The following is a 16,977-nucleotide window of genomic DNA, read 5'->3' on the forward strand; positions in this document are numbered from 1 at the left end:
TGTCAGTGGCGGGACCTACCGTCGACGACATGACTCAGCAGGGGGTGCGCTGGACGACGGACCAGGTGCTGGCACTGGCACCTGACGTCGCGTCACGCAAGGCGGGAAGCAAGCTCGGGACGGCGGGGCCGTGGTCGGGGACGGGGAGCACGGACGAGGGGGCGGTGTGGGGGCAGTGCAAGGGGAGCGGCAGCCGGCCGTACCTGACGGTCGTGGACATCGGCGGGGCACAGGGCGCGGCGTACAAGTGCAGTTGTCCGAGCCGTAAGTTCCCGTGCAAGCACGCGCTGGGGCTGCTGCTGCTCTGGGCGGGCGGGGCGGCGCAGGTGCCGGGTTCGGCGGCCGCGCCGGACTGGGCGGAGGAGTGGCTCGCGGGGCGGCGCGAGGGGGCCGAGCGGCAGCGGGCGGCCCCGCAGGGCGCGCCGGCGGCCCCGGCCGATCCGGAGGCGGCGCGGCGCAGGGCGGAGCGGCGCGCGCAGCGGATCACGGCGGGGGCCACGGAGTTGGAGCAGCGGCTGACGGATCTGCTGCGCGGGGGCCTGGCGCAGGCGGAGCAGGCCGGGTACGGGCTGTGGGAGGAGACGGCGGCGCGCATGGTCGACGCGCAGGCGCCCGGACTGGCCGCCCGCGTAAGGGATTTGGGGGCGATACCGGGGTCCGGGCCCGGCTGGCCCGCCCGGCTGCTGGAGGAGTGCGCGCTGCTCCACCTCCTGGACCGCGGCTGGCTGCGGCAGGCCGAGCTGCCGGAGGAGCTGGCGGCGACGGTGCGTTCCCGTGTCGGCCTGCCCGCGTCGGCGACGGGTGAGCCGTTGCGTGATCACTGGCTGATTCTGAGTCAGTACGACACGAGCGACGGCCATCTGACGACGCGCCGCATCTGGCTGTACGGCACGGAGTCGGGCCGCACCGCGCTGCTCCTCTCCTACGGTGCGGCGGGCCGTGCGCCGTCCCTGGTGCTGCCGCCCGGGCTGACTCTGGACGCTTCGGTGTCCGGGCGCCCGGGATCCCTGCGGGCCGAGCTGACCGAGCAGTTCGGGGCGCCGGTGGCCGGGGGCGCGAGACCGGCCGGCGTCGATGCCGGCTCGGCGCTGGCCCGCTACGGCGATGAGCTGCGGGCGGATCCGTGGCTGGAGTCCTGGCCGGTGACACTGACGGGCGTCGTCCCGGCCCACGACGCGGACGGAGGCGGGGGCTGGCAACTGGCGGACGCCGACGGCAAATCCGCCCTGCCCCTCACCCCGGCCGCTACGGCGTCCCCCGGCCTGTGGCGCCTGGTCGCCCTGTCGGGAGGCTCCCCGGTGACGGTCTTCGGCGACTGCGGCCACGCGGGCTTCCGCCCCTTGTCGGCATGGTCCGGGACACCGGACGCGCCGCTCATCCCCCTGACCGACTGACCCCCACGCCGCACCTTCGTACGGACGCACTGACGCACTGACGCACTGGGAGGCCTACCTCATGATCGCTTCGTCCGGTGTCGGCTCGTCCTGGGACGAGCTGGTCAGCACCGCTCTGCTCGGGACCGGGCGCCGCTCGTCCACCACACCGGAGGCGCTGCTCGACGCGGCCGCCCTGGAGACCGTGCGGCGGCGGGCGGGGCTGCGGCCGGTGGTCGCGGCCGCCCCGCCCGAGCCCGCGCTCGACGACCCGCGGCCCGCACTGCCGGCCGCGGCGCGGCATCGGCTCGCCGTGCTGCTCACGGACCGCGCCGGTTCGGGCGGGACGCGACGCGGCTCGGCGCCCGACCTGCTTGAGCTGCTGCCGCAGTGGCTCGCCACGGCCAACGGCCACGGGTACGCGCCGCCGCCCGAGCTGCTTCCGGCGCTGCTGGACGCGGCGCGGGGGCGGACGGATCTGCGCCCGCAGGTACTGACGTTCGCGGGGCCGCGCGCATTGTGGCTGGCGCGGCTCAACGGCGACTGGAAGTTCGCGCTCCGGGCCACTCCGGGCGCGGGGGCCGCCCTCCCCGCGCCGGACGACACGGAGGGGGTCGGACGGCTGTGGGGCGAGGGGCTGTTCGCGGAGCGGGTCGCGCTGCTCGCGGCGGTACGGGTCCATGATCCGGCGGCGGCGCGGGCGCTGCTCGCGGGGACGTGGCGTACGGAGCGGGCCGAGGACCGGCTGATGTTCCTCGACTCGCTGCGTACGGGGCTCGGTGACGCGGACGAGGAGTTCCTGGAGCAGGCGCTCGGCGATCGCAGCCGGAACGTGCGGGCGACGGCGGCCGAGCTCCTTTCGGCGCTGCCCCGTTCGGCGCTGGCCGCGCGGATGGCGGACCGGGCGCTGTCGTGCGTGGCGCTCGACCGGGCGGCGGGGGTCGTGGTGGTGGAGGCGCCGCACGAGTGCGACGCCGCGATGGAGCGGGACGGGGTCGTGGCGGTGCCGCCGACCGGGCGGGGCGAACGGTCGTGGTGGTTCGGGCAGTTGGTGGAGGCGGCTCCGCTGGACCGGTGGGCGGCGCGGTTCGGGGGGCGTACGCCCGAGGAGATCGTGGCGCTGGAGGTCGCGGACGACTGGCAGGGCGAGTTGCACGGCGCCTGGTGCCGGGCGGCGGTGCGGCAGCGGGACACGGCGTGGTCGCGGGCGCTGCTCGGGCCGCCGACGGCGCCGGGGGCGGCGGGGCCCGGGGCGGTGTCGCTCGCGGAGCGGGCCAAGTTGCTGGCCGCGTTGCCGGGGGCGGAGCGGGCCGCGTGGGTGGCGGCGTTCATCGCGGCGCACGGGTTGTCGGAGGCGTTCCAGCTGCTCGGGGTGTGCGGGACGCCGTGGGCGCCTGAGCTGGGGCGGGCCGTGGTGGACGCGCTGAACATCGCGCGGGACGCGGGCAGTTACCCCTGGAGCTTCAGCGGGGTGATGGGCCTGGCCGAGCGGTGCCTGGATCCGGAGGAGGCGGTGCGGCTGGAGGGGCTGACGGCGGCGGTCGACGAGCCGGAGGGGGCGGCGCCCGGGGCCGGCGGGTACTGGGCGGAGGCGTTCCAGCGCCTGGTCGGAACGTTGCGCCTGCGGCGGGCCATGCGGGACGAATTGGCTCCGCCGGTTGCGGGGTAGCCCGGCTTCCCGCCGTAGGGGCTTGGCGTCCTTGCCGGGTGCGGCCGGGTGGGGCTTCTCGCGCAGTTCCCCGCGCCCCTGAAATGCAGGCGCTTCGCGCCGCATTTCCCCGATGGGTCACCGCCCCGATGGAGGTAGCGGACGAAGTCCGCATCTCCAGGGGCGCGGGGAACTGCGCGAGAAGCCCCACCCGGCCGCACCGGAAACGCTCAGTCGGAGCTACGGCGCCGCCCCCGCCCCCCGGCCGGTTAGGCCGGTTCGCGGACGTTGCCCCGGACCCACTCCACGATGGACGCCGTGGTCGCCCCGGGCGTGAAGATCTCCGCGACACCCTTCTCCTTGAGCGGAGCGATGTCCGCCTCGGGGATGATCCCGCCGCCGAAGACCTTGATGTCCGCCGCGTCACGCTCGACGAGCAGTTCGATGACCCGGGCGAACAGCGTGTTGTGCGCGCCGGAGAGGATCGAGAGCCCGATCGCGTCGGCGTCCTCCTGGATCGCCGTGTCCACGATCTGCTCAGGCGTCTGGTGCAGGCCCGTGTAGATGACCTCCATACCGGCGTCACGCAGCGCCCGCGCGATCACCTTGGCCCCGCGATCGTGGCCGTCGAGTCCCGGCTTCGCGACGACCACGCGGATCGGACCGGCTGCCACACCCATCACTGCCTCCATGAAGTGACTGATCCCCGGGGCCCTGGACCGTCCCGGGTTCCGGGCGCCCGCTCCGGACACCCGCTTGCGGATACCCGATTCCGGACGCCCGAAGTGAACGAACGTTATCGACAGCATCCCGCAAGCGGCCGTTTCGCGGTGCGGAGCGAGGGGGAAATCACACGGTGGGACACGTTCACTGCGCATCGCGACCGTTCCGGGCGGCCCGCCCGCTCGTTCCGGATCCGAAGCGCGAGGAGCCGGAACAGAGATACGGACCAGCGGGGAAAGACGGCGCCATCGGTGACCGCTCGTGTTCGCGGGGACGCGGACAGCGACTGCGGTGGCGGACCTGATCACGGTGCAGCACCGTGAGAGGTGAGTCAGGGTGCCGACGCCACGACCGGGCGACGCCAAGCAACCAGGAACGAGCAACTCAGCGCATCCCTCCACCGACCGCACGACCACCACCCCCACCACCCCTCTCACCAGCCAGCACCAGCACCACCGGCAGCCCCACCGCCACCGCCTCGTCCTCGTCCGGCTCCCACAAGTGCACACGGGGGACGCAGATGTCCTCCCACGTGCCGACGGGAGGTCGACCGATGAAGTCCACGGACACCGCCACCACGGACACCGCCACCACCGACACGGTCACCGGCGCCGCGAACCCGGCAACCGCAGCGACATCCACCCCGCACGCCACACCCGCCGGCCCCGCGAGCACCGCCTCCAGAACTCTCTCCACGGCCCTCACCACGCTCTCCGCCCTCGTGGCCCTCGCCGACCTCCCGCCCTTTCGGGCCCTCCCTCGCCGCCTCCTGCCGGGCCGGCTCGCCGGTCTTTCGACGGTCCTGGTGAAGGCGACCGCGCTGGAGCTCGCGATCCTCGCCGGACATCTGGTGCTGTACCCCTCGGGCCTCACCCCGGAGCGCCGCGCCCCGCGCGTCCCCGCCCCCGCCGACGTCCCCTCGGCCACCCCGGAGCGCCCGCCGGTGCTGCTCCTGCACGGGTTCATCGACAACCGCTCGGTCTTCGTGCTGCTGCGCCGCGCCCTGGCCCAGCACGGCACCCGGCATCTGGAGTCCCTCAACTACTCGCCGCTGACCTGTGACATCAAGGCGGCCGCGACGCTGCTCGGCCGGCACGTCGAGGAGCTGTGCGAGCGGACCGGACGGGACCGGATCGACATCGTGGGCCACAGCCTGGGCGGCCTGATCGCCCGTTATTACGTGCAGCGGCTGGGCGGCGACCGCCGCGTCCGCACCGTCGTCACGCTCGGCACCCCGCACAGCGGCACCCGCGTCGCACCGCTCGCGGACGCGCATCCGATCGTGCGGCAGATGCGGCCGGGCTCGTCGGTGATCGAGGAGCTGAAGGAACCGGCACCGGGCTGCACGACCCGCTTCGTGAGTTTCTGGAGCGACCTCGACCCGCTGATGGTCCCGCTGGAGACGGCCTGCGTCGACCACCCGGACCTGATCGCGCAGAACGTGCGCGTGACGGGCATCGGACACCTGGCCCTGCCGGTGCATCCGGCGGTCGCGGCGGCCGTCCGCGAGGCGCTCGCCCCCGACCCGGCGGCCGGGGCGAACGGCGGCGCCGACACGCGCGGCGGTCTGACGGTCGCCTGACGACGACCTTTTCCAGGGGCTGTGTTCGAACCCGCGGCCCCTGCGGGCGCCCAACTCGGCCACAGCGGTACGTACCCGCACGTCCCGGGCTCCGGCCTTTTCGAACTCGTCTCGAACTCAGCGCCAAGCGCATGCCCGCAGTTCACCGAAACAACGCCGATTGCCCCTTTCCTGGAGCGGGGAAACCTGCCGAAGATTGTCGTGTGCTCGTACCGCCGGGTACAGTCGCCGCACTGCTCTGGCAGCCCCTGTCGTCGAGGCGAAAGAGAAGTTGGTGAACGACCGTCATCCGTCGGGGACCGCGCACGACGCGACCTACGACGGTTACTCCACGACCAGCTTCGCCACTGACCCGCTCTTCGGCGACCTGGCGGGCACGGACCCCTACGACACCGGTTCCTACGGCCACGTCCAGGACTCCGGACAGTGGTACGGGTCGGACGGGCAGCACCGGCAACAGCAGTACGCGCAGGCCACGGACCCGTACGCGACGTCCTCGTACGAGACGCACGGGACGGGCGGTTACGACACGTCGGGGCTGTGGACCGACACCGGGTACGGGCAGCAGCAGACCGGGCAGTGGGACACGCAGTCCTATACCGGACACACGGGTTTTGACGGCACGTCAGACTTCGGGACGCAGACCTTCGACGCCTCCGGGTTCCAGCACCCGGGCTACGACTCCACCTCGGCCGGCTTCCCGGCCGCGACGGCGGACTACACGGACTACGCGGCGACGACGTCCACGTTCGACGCCTCCGCCTACGAGACCTCCTCCTTCGAGACGTCCTCGTTCGAGACGCCGGGCTTCGACGCGGCGAACTTCGAGACCGGGAGCTTCCCCGGCGCCGGCCACGAGACCCCGGCGCACGGGACCGCCACGTTCGACGCCCCGGGCTTCGAGACCTCCGGCTTCGACTCGGCCGGTCTCGACTCGGCTGGTTTCGACCACTCGCCCCTCCTCGGCACGACGTCCTACGACACCGGCGCCTACGACGCCACCGCCTGGAACTCGGCCGGCACCGAAACCCGGACCGCGCAGGCCGCCCCGTCCGCGCAGGACACGATCCACGCCCACGTACCGGACCAGTACGTGCCCGAGGACGCCTACGACGCGGCCGACAGCCCGGCCACCTCCCCCGCCGACGCGGAGCAGGACGACGCGCCGGACGCCGGGGACACCGCGGGCGGCGAGGAGCAACCGAACCCCTGGGAGCCGGAGTTGGCCCGGGCCGCGGCGCCGCGGAGCGCCCCGCGCGGCCGCGCGGCGGCCCGTCGCCGTACGCCCGCCAAGCGTTCCGCCCTGCTGACCGTCGCGGTGCCCTCGGTCTGCGCGATCGGTGTGGCGGGGGTCGCGGCCGCGTCCGTCGGCGGTCTCGGCGGCGAGGAGCCCAAGGAGACGAAGGCCGCCGCGGCGCCCGACGTCAAGACCGTGAAGCCCTCGGTGGCGAACAACAAGCTGGACACCCAGCTGCGCGGACTCTCCGCGGACGCGGGCGACTTCGCCGACCGGGCGAGCCGCACGCAGGAGCGCATCGACCTGAAGGCGAAGCAGGAGGCGGACCGCAAGAAGGCCGCCGAGGAGGCCGCCCGCAAGGAGGCGGCCCGCCCCAAGTTCGCCCTGCCGGTCTCGGCCCGCGGCCTGTCCGCCTATTTCGGCCAGGCCGGCATCAACTGGATGTCCTCGCACACCGGCATCGACTTCCCCGTCTCGTACGTCCCCGTGATGGCGGCGACCGACGGCACCGTCCGCACCCAGTGGAACAGCGCGTACGGGAACATGGCGATCGTCACCGCCAAGGACGGCACCGAGACCTGGTACTGCCACCTGTCCCGGCACACGGTGCTGAGCGGGCCGGTGAAGGCGGGTGACGTCATCGCGACGTCCGGCGACTCCGGCAACTCGACCGGCCCGCACCTGCACTTCGAGGTGCACCCGGGTGGCGGCGCCGCGGTCGACCCGCTGCCGTGGCTGCGCAGCCACGGCCTCGACCCGACCTGACGGCCCCGTCCGGCCCCGCCCTGCCGGGTTACAGCTTCTCGACCGGCGCGTAGCGCAGCAGCAGCCGCTTCGGCTTCGGGTCGCCGAAGTCGATCGTCGCCTCCGCCTTGTCGCCCTGCCCGTTGACCCCCACGACCGTGCCCAGGCCGAACTGGTCGTGCGTGACGCGGTCGCCGACCGCGAGGGCCACGACCGGTTTGTCGCCCGCCCGCCCCCGGCTCGTGGCGAACGCGGGCGTCGTGCGCGAGCGCGACGACAGGGTCGACGACAGCGAGGCCGCGACACCGCTCTTGCCGAAGCCGCCGCCGGAGCCGCCGAAGCCACCGCGCCCGGCCGTCGCCGACGGCGTCGCCGGACCCGTGCGCTTCCAGTCCAGGTGCGCGGCCGGGATCTCCTCCAGGAACCGCGACGGCGGGTTGTACGAGGGCTGGCCCCAGGCGCTGCGCATCGAGGAGCGGGTCAGATAGAGCCGCTCGCGGGCGCGCGTGATGCCGACGTAGGCGAGCCGGCGCTCCTCCTCCAGCTCCTTGGTCTGGCCGAGGGAGCGCATGTGCGGGAAGACGCCGTCCTCCAGGCCGGTCAGGAAGACCGTGGGGAACTCGAGGCCCTTCGCGGTGTGCAGGGTCATCAGCGTGATGACGCCGCTGCCGTCGTCGTCCTCGTCCGGGATCTGGTCGGAGTCGGCGACGAGCGCGACCCGCTCCAGGAAGTCCGAGAGCGTGCCGCCGGAGGCCTCGGTCTGCGCGCCCTCCTCCGCGGCCGCGTTCTCCTGCTCGAACTCCAGGGCCACGGCCGCGAGTTCCTGCAGGTTCTCGATGCGGGTCTCGTCCTGCGGGTCGGTGGAGGCCTGGAGCTCGGCGAGGTATCCGGTGCGCTCCAGGACGGCTTCGAGGACCGTCGCCGGGCCGGCGCCGGACTCGACGATCGTGCGCAGGTCCTCCATCAGCGTGTTGAACCGCTTCACCGCGTTCGTCGAGCGGGACGCCATCCCGTACGCCTCGTCGACCCGGCGCAGGGCCTGCGGGAAGGAGATCTTCTCGCGTTGGGAGAGGGCGTCGATCATGGCTTCGGCGCGGTCGCCGATGCCGCGCTTCGGCACGTTCAGGATCCGGCGCAGCGGGACGGAGTCCTCCGGGTTGGCGAGCACCCGCAGGTACGCGAGGACGTCCCGGACCTCCTTGCGCTCGTAGAAGCGGACGCCGCCGACGACCTTGTAGGGGAGGCCGACGCGGATGAAGACCTCTTCGAAGACGCGGGACTGCGCGTTCGTCCGGTAGAAGACGGCGACGTCGCCGGCCTTCGCGTCGCCCGCGTCGGTCAGCCGGTCGATCTCGTCGGCGACGAACTGGGCCTCGTCGTGCTCGGTGTCCGCGACGTAGCCGGTGATCTGGGCGCCCGCGCCCGCGTTCGTCCACAGGTTCTTGGGCCTGCGGGACTCGTTGCGCTCGATGACCGCGTTGGCCGCGGAGAGGATCGTCTGGGTGGAGCGGTAGTTCTGCTCCAGGAGGATCGTCGTCGCGTCCGGGTAGTCCTCCTCGAACTGGAGGATGTTGCGGATCGTGGCGCCGCGGAAGGCGTAGATCGACTGGTCGGCGTCACCCACGACGCACAGCTCGGCCGGGCCGGGGTCGTCCGCGCTCGGCGGCGCGTCCACGCCCGCCTCCACCTCCGCGTCGTGGGCGGCGGCGGTGCCGACCAGCTCACGGACCAGGGCGTACTGCGCGTGGTTCGTGTCCTGGTACTCGTCGACCAGGACGTGCCGGAAGCGGCGGTGGTAGTGCTCGGCGACGTCGGGGAAGGCGCGCAGCAGGTTGACCGTCGTCATGATCAGGTCGTCGAAGTCCAGCGCGTTCGCCTCGCGGAGGCGGGACTGGTACATCGCGTAGGCCTGGGCGAGGGTCTTCTCGAAGCCGTCGGCGGCCTGGGCGGCGAAGTCCTCCTCGTCGATCAGCTCGTTCTTCAGGTTGCTGATCTTGGCGCTGAAGGACTTCGGCGGGAACTTCTTCGGGTCGAGGTCCAGGTCGCGGCAGACCAGGGCCATGAGCCGCTTGCTGTCGGCCGCGTCGTAGATCGAGAAGGAGGACGTGAAGCCCAGCCGCTTGGACTCGCGGCGCAGGATCCGGACGCAGGCGCTGTGGAAGGTGGAGACCCACATCGCGTTCGCCCGCGGGCCCACCAGGGCCTCGACGCGCTCCTTCATCTCGCCCGCGGCCTTGTTCGTGAACGTGATCGCGAGGATCTGGCCGGGGTGCACGCCGCGCTGGGCGAGCAGGTACGCGATGCGGTGCGTGAGGACACGGGTCTTGCCGGAGCCGGCGCCCGCGACGATGAGCAGGGGGGAGCCGCCGTGCACCACGGCCGCCCGCTGGTTCTCGTTCAGCCCCTCCAGGAGGGCCTCCGGGTCCAGGGCCGGGCGGGGCGCCCCGTCGCGGTAGTGCGTGTCCCGGTCCACGGGCGCGTCGAACTTCCCCCCGAACAGGTCGTCCGGAAGCGGCTCGGGGGCCCCGTCGTGCTCGGGGTCCTCGGGCGGCGGCGGGGGCTCCTCCGCGGGGGACTGGAGGCCGGCCAGGAAGCTGTCGTCAAAGAGGCTGCTCATCGCTCTCCGAGTCTAGGCCGCCCCACCGACAGCCCGCCGTCACCTTCACGGAGACGCTCCTCGCATTCACGGTGACACCCCTCGCACCACTCTTTGCAACGAGCCGGTCACCCAGCGCGACAGCAAAGGCTGTTCGGGGCCCGCGGCGTAGAGATCATGGAAATGGTCACGAAAATGTATCGGGCATATCGAACATCAACCTTCACAGCAGCAACACGAGTTGGCTACGGTGCTGCGCGGGCAGCCCGTCCCCCCGCCCGCGAACAACGCGGCGAGCGGGCAGCCCCCGCCGAGTTCCGTACGCCGAGAGGCAGGGAACCGGGGACCCACCGACCTTGGGGTGAATCGGTCAACAGTCCGGCGGCGCCGGATGGTTGGCCGTAGGGCAGCCTTCCGTACGACGTGCACCACCGCGCACCGAAGCGACGGTGTACGAGCCCGAACCCGACAGCTAACCCGGTAGGCGGATTACGGAAGGAGTCGCCTGCCTTGGCGTCGCACCGCAAGCCGCGTACCCGCTCCCGGATGACCGGCGGCACCCGTACGACCCCCGCGGTCGGCATCACGACCGCCGCCCTCACCTCCGTCGCCCTGCTCTCGCAGACGGCCCAGGCCGCGCCGGCCCAGCCCGCGAAGCCGAGCCTCGAAGAGGTGCAGAAGAAGGTCGACACGCTCTACCGTCAGGCCGAGGTGGCCACGCAGAAGTACAACGCGGCCCAGGAGCGGACCACCGGCAAGAAGAAGCAGGTCGATCATCTCCTCGACGACATCGCGCAGCGCACGGAGAAGATGAACACGGCCCGCGAGGAGCTCGGCCGGTTCGCCGCCGCGCAGTACCGCACGGGCGGGGTGAGCGACACGGCGACGATGTTCCTCGCGGAGAACCCCGAGGACTACTTCGCCCAGGACCAGCTGATGAGCCGGCTGACCTCCCGCCAGAAGAAGGCGGTCGACGACTACCAGGTGCAGCAGCGCGAGACGGCGAAGAAGCGCACCGAGGCGCAGGAGAGCCTGAAGCAGCTGACGACGTCGCAGACCGAGCTGAAGACGTCCAAGCAGACCGTCCAGTCGAAGCTCGCCGACGCCCGGAAGCTGCTGTCGGAGCTGACGGCCGAGGAGAAGGCGCGGCTGGCCGCGATCGAGCGGCAGAAGCAGGAGGCGGCCCGCAAGAAGGCCGCCGAGCTCGCCGCGAAGCAGAAGGCCGAGGAAGAGGCCAAGCGGAAGGCCGAGGAAGCCGCCCGCCAGGAGGAGGGCTCGGGCACCGGTTCCGGCACGACGGACCCGGGCACGGGCTCCGGTTCCGACTCGGGCTCGACGGACACCTCGTACGCCACGAAGGCCGCGAAGGCCCTCGCCTTCGCCAAGGCCCAGGAGGGCAAGCCGTACGTGTGGGGCGCGACGGGCCCGGACTCGTACGACTGCTCGGGGCTGACCGGGGCGGCCTGGAAGGCGGCCGGTGTCACGCTGCCGCGCACCACCTGGGACCAGGTGGAGTTCGGCACGACGGTCCCGCTGTCCGACATCCAGCCCGGTGACCTGGTCTTCTTCTACGACGACATCAGTCACGTCGGCATCTACAAGGGCGACGGCATCATGATCCACGCCCCGAAGCCGGGCGCGTACGTGCGCGAGGAGTCGATCTACTACGACGGCACGGCGTCGATCCACAGCGTGGTGCGCCCCGCCTGACGCCGCTCGCGGTTACGTTCGGGCGGTGGACCGCGACCGCCCGGACGTGCCCGGGACCCCCGACACCGCACCCGCCTCACCCTGGGCGACGATCCCTCCGGCCGCCGGCGCCGCCGTCATGGCCACCGGCATCGTCTCGATCGGCCTCCACCTGCTCGGGCAGGACGTGCTGTCGACGGTGTTCCTCGTGCCGGCCTCCGCGCTGTGGGGGCTGCTCGCGGTCGTCTTCGTCACCCGCCTGTTCGGGGACCGGGGCCGCTGGGAGCGGGAGGCGGACACGCCCGCGGCGCTCACGGCGGTGGCCGCGACGTGTGTGCTCGGCACGCGGTACGCGCTGGCCGGGAGCCTCGGGTTCGCCGAGGTGCTGCTGGGGATCGCGGTGGTGGTGTGGCCGGTGCTGTTCGTGGCCGTGGTGCGGCACTGGCGGCCGAAGATGCCCGGCGCCGTCTTCATCACGTGCGTCGCGACGCAGGCCCTTGCGGTGCTCGGGGCGACGCTGAGCGCGTCGGCGCACGTGGCGTGGCTGGGCTACGCGGCGGTGGGGTTCTTCTGGTTCGGGCTCGTGGTCTACGCGGCGGCGTTCGTCCGCTTCGATCTGCGGCAGGTGCTGACCGGGGCCGGGGACCACTGGGTGGCGGGCGGCGCGCTCGCGATCTCGGCGCTCGCGGCGGCGCGGCTCGTGCTCGCGGGGCGGGCGGGTGACCTGTGGAACAACCAGGACACCGAGGTCCTGCGGTTCATGGCCGGGCTGCTGCTCACGCTCGATCTCAGCTGGTACGTCGTGCTGTGCGTGGCCGAGGTGGTGCGGCCCCGGCCGCACTACGACGTGCGGCGCTGGTCGACGGTGTTCCCGATGGGGATGACCGCGGTGGCGACGCTGATGGTCGCCACCGCCGTGGAGACGTCGTGGCTGGAGACGCCGGGGCGGGTGCTCGTGTGGATCGCGGTCGCGGTGTGGCTCGCGACGGCGACGGGAGCGGTCAGGTCGCTGGCGGCGCTCAGGTCCACAGGACGGCGATGAAGATGTTCGCCACGGTCAGCGCGCCGACCGTGAGGAACAGCGGCTTCTCCGCCTTCTCCTCGTCCCGCTTCACGTAGACGATGCCGAGGATGACGATCAGGATCGCGAGCTTCACGCCGATCTTGATGTTGTCGACGCTGTAGTCCTGGGCCTGGTTGAGGCCGACGAGGGCGACGCCGGTCACCAGCATCGTCAGCGCGCCGTGCAGCATCGCCTTGTTGAAGCGGGCGGTGCCCTGCTTCAGCGCCGGCATCTGCGTGAGGAACCCGCCGAGCAGCGAGGCGATGCCGATGATGTGCAGGCCGACGAAGAGGTGCAGGAGTACGTCCATGAGGCGGAGCCTAACCAAGCGCCGGCCGGCCCCCTTCACCGCTCCCCCGCCCCTCCCCGCCGGTCACGCACGAACAACGGACTGTCACACTCCGCCACAGCGCGCAACAAAGGGGCCAGTTGGGGACAGTCCGACACCAACCCGTTACGCCGAGGTTTAGCGTCCTTCCTCAGGTGACCGGCTCCCCACCGCCGCCCGGCCAGGGGCGGCAGTCGGCCACCACCGCCGAGAAAGGTCCGGCGGCGGCCCGCTCCCCCTGTGCGGGCCGCCGCCGGACGCGTAAGAACCCCTCCCGGCGGGCGTACGAAGCAGTGCGTGCAGTACGACCCGAAAGGACGTGGCTGAACGTGCCGGCAGCGCATCGCAAGCCGAAACAGCGCTCCATCAGTGGCCACACGGCCCGTACCGCGGCCACCCTCGCGCTCGCCTCCGCGGCGACCGCCGCCACCGCCTTCGAGGGCGGCGTGGCCCACGCGGAACCCGACCTCACCCCCGCTCAGGTGAGGGCGAAGGTCGACCGGCTCTACCAGGAGGCGGAGGCCGCCACCGACCGGTACAACGGTGCGAAGGAGAAGGCGCGCGAGGCCGGCAAGAAGGTCTCCGCCCTCCAGGACGAGGCGGCCCGCCGCGAGGACGCGCTGGGCGACCAGCGCCGGGCCCTCGGCGAGACGGCGGCGGCCCAGTACCGCACCGGCGGCATCGACCCTTCCGTGCAGCTGCTCCTCTCCTCCACCCCGGACCGCTATCTCGACCGGGCCGCCCTCGCCGAGCGGGCGGGCACCCGGCAGGCCGCCTCGATCACCCGGGTCCGCAAGGAGCTGCGCGCGATCGACCAGCTCCGGCAGCGGGCGGACGGCGAGCTCGGCCGGCTGAAGGCCCGCAGGGCCGAGCTGGAACGCCAGAAGAAGACCGTGACCCGCAAGCTCGCCGAGGCCCGCCGCCTCCTCGACCGCCTCACCCCGGCCGAGCGCGAGCCCGCCGCGGACCGCGCCTCCCGCTCCGCCCCGCGCGACACCACCGCGGGCGCCCCCGCGAAGGCGACCAACTCCCGTACGGCGGCGGCGATCTCCTACGCGTACGGCGCGCTCGGCAAGCCCTACGTCTGGGGCGCGACCGGCCCCTCCGCGTACGACTGCTCGGGCCTGACGCAGGCCGCGTACCGCGCGGCAGGCGTCTCCCTGCCCCGCACGACGTACTCGCAGATCAACGCGGGCCGTCGCGTCGCCCGCTCCCAACTCCAGCCCGGGGACCTGGTGTTCTTCTACTCCGGGATCTCGCACGTCGGCCTGTACATCGGCGGCGGCAAGATGATCCACGCCCCGAACCCGAGCGCGCCGATCCGGATCGCCCCGATCGACGAGATGCCGTTCGCGGGGGCGACCAGGGTGGCGTGATCCACCGCCCGTGATCTACTGCCCCTGTGACGAGCGAACCAGGCAACGGGACACGGGAGTTGGCGGACCGCTTCGAGGCGGAGCGGCCCCGGCTGCGCTCGGTCGCGTACCGCATGCTCGGTTCGCTCGCCGAGGCCGAGGACGCGGTGCAGGAGGCGTGGCTGCGGGCCGACCGCGCGGACAGGGCCGAGATCGAGAACCTGTCCGCCTGGCTGACCACGATCGTGGCCCGCGTCTGCCTGAACCTCCTGCGTTCCCGTACGACCCGTCGCGAGGACCCGCTCGACACGCTGGACGCGGGTGTGGCGGGTCCGGAGGAGGAGGCGCTGCTCGCCGACGAGGTGGGCGTCGCGCTCCTGGTCGTCCTGGACACGCTGTCGCCGGCGGAGCGGGTCGCGTTCGTCCTCCACGACACGTTCTCCGTCCCGTTCGACGAGATCGCCCCGCTCCTGGACCGCTCCCCCGCGGCCGTACGCCAGCTGGCGAGCCGCGCCCGCCGCCGCGTGAAGGGCGCCACGCCTCTCCCCTCCCCCGACCTGACCCGCCGCCACCGCATGGTCGAGGCGTTCCTGTCGGCGACCCGGGGCGGCGACCTCCAGGCCCTTCTCGCACTCCTGGCCCCCGACGTGGTCCTGCACGCCGACGCGGCGGTCATCCCGACCCCGCACCCGGTCACCCTCTCCGGCGCCCGCTCCGTCGCCGAAAGCGCGATGGCGGCCATGTCCCGCGCCCGCCTCACCGGCCCGGCCCTCATCGACGGCACCCCCGCCCTGGTCATGTCCGTCCACGGCCGCCTGTCCCTGGTCCTCACCTTCACGTTCACGCGGGACGGCTCCGCGATCACGGGAATCCAGGTGGTGGCGGAGCGGGCGGAGCTGGCGGGGATGGAGATCGCGGTGCTGCCGGCGTAGCGGGATGCGGGCCGGCTCAGCCCCCGGCCACCCGCTCGGCGGGCGCGCTGTCGGGCTGCTCTCGCCACTCCCGCCGGAGCAGTCCGAACACCCACGAGTCGGACACCACGCCGTTCACGACGCAGTCCTCCCGCAGCGTCCCCTCACGCACGAACCCGACCTTCTCCAGGACCCGGGCGGAGGCCACGTTGCGCGTGTCGGTCTCGGCCTGGACCCGGTTCAGGTCCAGCGTGTCGAAGGCCCACCGCAGCAAGGCGTGCGCGGCCTCCGTCGCGTATCCCTGACCCCACATCTCCTCGCCCAGGCAGTAACCCAGCGACGCGCTACGGAAGTCAGGGTTCCATTCCACCAGACCGCACCATCCGACGAAGGCTCCGTCGGCGGCACGCTCGATGGCCACCCGCGCCCCGCTGCCCTCCTCCTCGATCCTCCGGCAGACCGCGACGAAGCGCTCGGCTCGGGCCGGGTCGGTCCACGGCGGGGAGTCCCAGTAACGCAGCACGTGCGCGTTGCTGTGCAGAGCGAACAGCGCGGTCGCGTCGGCCTCCGTGAAAGGACGCAGTCGCAGGCGCGCGGTGTGCAGTTCGGGCGTCGTCAGGGTCATGCACACCATCGTGCCTCCGCACACGGGTGACCCGCCTTCCGATTTTTGGAGCACAGCGGCAGGCACCATGCTCGCGGGACATGCACGCGCATCATCCGTGGCGGATCGTCAGATCGACAGGGGCCGTGCGAGGTCGGGTCGCCTGACAGGGGCGGCAGAGGCCGTCGGGGATGGCTTCGGGGCGGCCGGGGACGCCGCATTCCGTGCACTCGACCAAGGTGCGGCGGCGGGGCCCTTCGGGTGGGGCCGATGGACGGAACCGCGTCCGCTCCGGCGGGAATTTGTCGCGCAGGCGGCGCTCGACGAAGGCGCGCGGTGCGTGGACCGTCGCGGGGAGGCCCGCCGTCAGGGCCTGGGTGAGGCCGTACGGGGCCGGGTCGCGGGCCAGCCAGGTGGCGGCGAGGTCCTCCAGCGCCGAGCAGTCCGCGGCGGACAAGGCCAGACGGGGTTCGCGGAGTCCCAGCTGGGCGAGCACCCGGTACGCCTCGCTGCGGGGCGCGCGCTGTTCCGGCACGGACACCCGGGCCGCCTCCGGCTCCGGTACGTCACCATCGAGGAACCGGGTCCACCATGCGCTCCTGCGTGCGGTGCGGGACCAGTACGTCTCCGAGACCCAGCGGACCGTGCCGCCTTCCTGCTCGGCAACCCGGCGCACCCTGCGCAGGTGCCCGGCCTCGGTCAGCTCGTTCAGTGCCGAGCGCACAGCCATCTGCCCGTAGAGCGGCTGGGACTTGGCGAGCGTCTTGGCGTCTATGGCGGCGCCCTCGGGCAGCGCGTCGATGAACCCGGCGAGGTAGCGGGCGCGGAGGGGGAGGTGCGCGAAGGTGTCGCGGTGGAGGGGTTCCTGGTCCGGGGTGCCGCGCTTTCCGTAGCCGGGGTTGGCCAGGGGATGTGCGGGGGACGGCAGGGCAGGGCTAAGGTTTTGAGTAGCCACGAGATCGTCGTTTCCGATCTTGGAGGTCAGACCCCGGCGGGTGTTGGTAGCACCCGGCCGGGGTTGTTTGTTGTCGCGAACTTAGAGTGTCGCGACACTCCGCCGCAAGCCGATCACGGAAAGTCATCACGGGTCCGCTTCGGGGGAGGGTGGGTGGTGGGTTGAGACC

General features: G+C 72.6%; 13 protein-coding genes and 1 riboswitch. Of the genes, 8 read left to right on the top strand and 5 right to left on the bottom strand.

Annotated features, from left to right (window positions below; genetic code table 11):
• The first annotated feature begins 29 nt into the window (after positions 1-29).
• Entirely contained in the window at positions 30-1,394 is a 1,365-nt protein-coding gene (locus IAG42_RS13725; RefSeq protein ID WP_188337304.1) for an SWIM zinc finger family protein, read from the top strand.
• Positions 1,395-1,455: 61 nt separating this feature from the next.
• Complete coding sequence (locus IAG42_RS13730) at positions 1,456-3,042, top strand: DUF5691 domain-containing protein (RefSeq protein ID WP_188337305.1); 1,587 nt, start codon at positions 1,456-1,458, stop codon at positions 3,040-3,042.
• A gap of 248 nt (positions 3,043-3,290) precedes the next feature.
• Here the strand turns inward: IAG42_RS13730 and IAG42_RS13735 are convergent, their stop codons facing one another.
• On the bottom strand, positions 3,291-3,701 hold the full coding sequence (locus IAG42_RS13735; protein ID WP_188337306.1) for a cobalamin B12-binding domain-containing protein: 411 nt from the start codon (positions 3,699-3,701) through the stop codon (positions 3,291-3,293).
• Positions 3,702-4,297: 596 nt separating this feature from the next.
• Between IAG42_RS13735 and IAG42_RS13740 the strand changes: the two genes are divergently transcribed.
• Both IAG42_RS13740 and IAG42_RS13745 read left to right on the top strand, forming a co-directional pair.
• Positions 4,298-5,326, top strand: a complete 1,029-nt coding sequence (locus IAG42_RS13740) for an esterase/lipase family protein (RefSeq protein ID WP_223205987.1) — start codon at positions 4,298-4,300, stop codon at positions 5,324-5,326.
• 274 nt (positions 5,327-5,600) lie between these two features.
• On the top strand, positions 5,601-7,328 hold the full coding sequence (locus tag IAG42_RS13745) for a peptidoglycan DD-metalloendopeptidase family protein (RefSeq protein WP_223205988.1): 1,728 nt from the start codon (positions 5,601-5,603) through the stop codon (positions 7,326-7,328).
• 28 nt (positions 7,329-7,356) lie between these two features.
• On the opposite strand, the gene pcrA is transcribed toward IAG42_RS13745, so the two are convergent.
• On the bottom strand, positions 7,357-9,924 hold the full coding sequence (gene pcrA / locus IAG42_RS13750; protein ID WP_188337308.1) for a DNA helicase PcrA: 2,568 nt from the start codon (positions 9,922-9,924) through the stop codon (positions 7,357-7,359).
• A gap of 291 nt (positions 9,925-10,215) precedes the next feature.
• Positions 10,216-10,406, top strand: a riboswitch (cyclic di-AMP (ydaO/yuaA leader).
• A gap of 7 nt (positions 10,407-10,413) precedes the next feature.
• Here pcrA and IAG42_RS13755 point away from each other — a divergent pair.
• The gene (locus IAG42_RS13755; protein ID WP_223205989.1) at positions 10,414-11,613 is read left to right on the top strand and encodes a C40 family peptidase; all 1,200 of its coding nucleotides are present in this window, start codon (positions 10,414-10,416) and stop codon (positions 11,611-11,613) included.
• Between the two features lie 25 nt (positions 11,614-11,638).
• Positions 11,639-12,634, top strand: a complete 996-nt coding sequence (locus IAG42_RS13760) for a tellurite resistance/C4-dicarboxylate transporter family protein (protein WP_223205990.1) — start codon at positions 11,639-11,641, stop codon at positions 12,632-12,634.
• Here the strand turns inward: IAG42_RS13760 and IAG42_RS13765 are convergent.
• Positions 12,612-12,965 carry a hypothetical protein gene (locus IAG42_RS13765; protein ID WP_188337309.1) on the bottom strand — a complete coding sequence of 118 codons (354 nt, stop codon included), beginning with the start codon at positions 12,963-12,965 and terminating at the stop codon, positions 12,612-12,614. The genes IAG42_RS13760 and IAG42_RS13765 overlap by 23 nt on opposite strands.
• A 347-nt stretch (positions 12,966-13,312) precedes the next feature.
• On the opposite strand from IAG42_RS13765, the gene IAG42_RS13770 reads away from it, so the two are divergent.
• On the top strand, positions 13,313-14,359 hold the full coding sequence (locus IAG42_RS13770; RefSeq protein WP_188337310.1) for a C40 family peptidase: 1,047 nt from the start codon (positions 13,313-13,315) through the stop codon (positions 14,357-14,359).
• 113 nt (positions 14,360-14,472) lie between these two features.
• Positions 14,473-15,270, top strand: a complete 798-nt coding sequence (locus IAG42_RS13775) for a sigma-70 family RNA polymerase sigma factor (RefSeq protein WP_449657191.1) — start codon at positions 14,473-14,475, stop codon at positions 15,268-15,270.
• Positions 15,271-15,286: 16 nt separating this feature from the next.
• On the opposite strand, the gene IAG42_RS13780 is transcribed toward IAG42_RS13775, so the two are convergent.
• Both IAG42_RS13780 and IAG42_RS13785 read right to left on the bottom strand, forming a co-directional pair.
• Positions 15,287-15,874, bottom strand: coding sequence for a GNAT family N-acetyltransferase (locus IAG42_RS13780; protein ID WP_188337311.1), 588 nt, complete (start codon positions 15,872-15,874; stop codon positions 15,287-15,289).
• Positions 15,875-15,965: 91 nt separating this feature from the next.
• Complete coding sequence (locus IAG42_RS13785) at positions 15,966-16,808, bottom strand: hypothetical protein (RefSeq protein ID WP_223205992.1); 843 nt, start codon at positions 16,806-16,808, stop codon at positions 15,966-15,968.
• Between the last annotated feature and the right edge of the window lie 169 nt (positions 16,809-16,977).

The organism is Streptomyces xanthii (assembly GCF_014621695.1).
Lineage (GTDB): Bacteria > Actinomycetota > Actinomycetes > Streptomycetales > Streptomycetaceae > Streptomyces > Streptomyces xanthii.

What these genes read in the sequence shown, in the direction of transcription:
- IAG42_RS13725 (WP_188337304.1), top strand. Translation starts at nt 30, where the DNA reads ATGACTCAGCAGGGGGTGCGCTGGACGACGGACCAGGTGCTGGCACTG.
- IAG42_RS13730 (WP_188337305.1), top strand. Translation starts at nt 1,456, where the DNA reads ATGATCGCTTCGTCCGGTGTCGGCTCGTCCTGGGACGAGCTGGTCAGC.
- IAG42_RS13735 (WP_188337306.1), bottom strand. Translation starts at nt 3,701, where the DNA reads ATGGGTGTGGCAGCCGGTCCGATCCGCGTGGTCGTCGCGAAGCCGGGA.
- IAG42_RS13740 (WP_223205987.1), top strand. Translation starts at nt 4,298, where the DNA reads ATGAAGTCCACGGACACCGCCACCACGGACACCGCCACCACCGACACG.
- pcrA (WP_188337308.1), bottom strand. Translation starts at nt 9,924, where the DNA reads ATGAGCAGCCTCTTTGACGACAGCTTCCTGGCCGGCCTCCAGTCCCCC.
- IAG42_RS13765 (WP_188337309.1), bottom strand. Translation starts at nt 12,965, where the DNA reads ATGGACGTACTCCTGCACCTCTTCGTCGGCCTGCACATCATCGGCATC.
- IAG42_RS13775 (WP_449657191.1), top strand. Translation starts at nt 14,473, where the DNA reads ATGCTCGGTTCGCTCGCCGAGGCCGAGGACGCGGTGCAGGAGGCGTGG.
- IAG42_RS13780 (WP_188337311.1), bottom strand. Translation starts at nt 15,874, where the DNA reads ATGACCCTGACGACGCCCGAACTGCACACCGCGCGCCTGCGACTGCGT.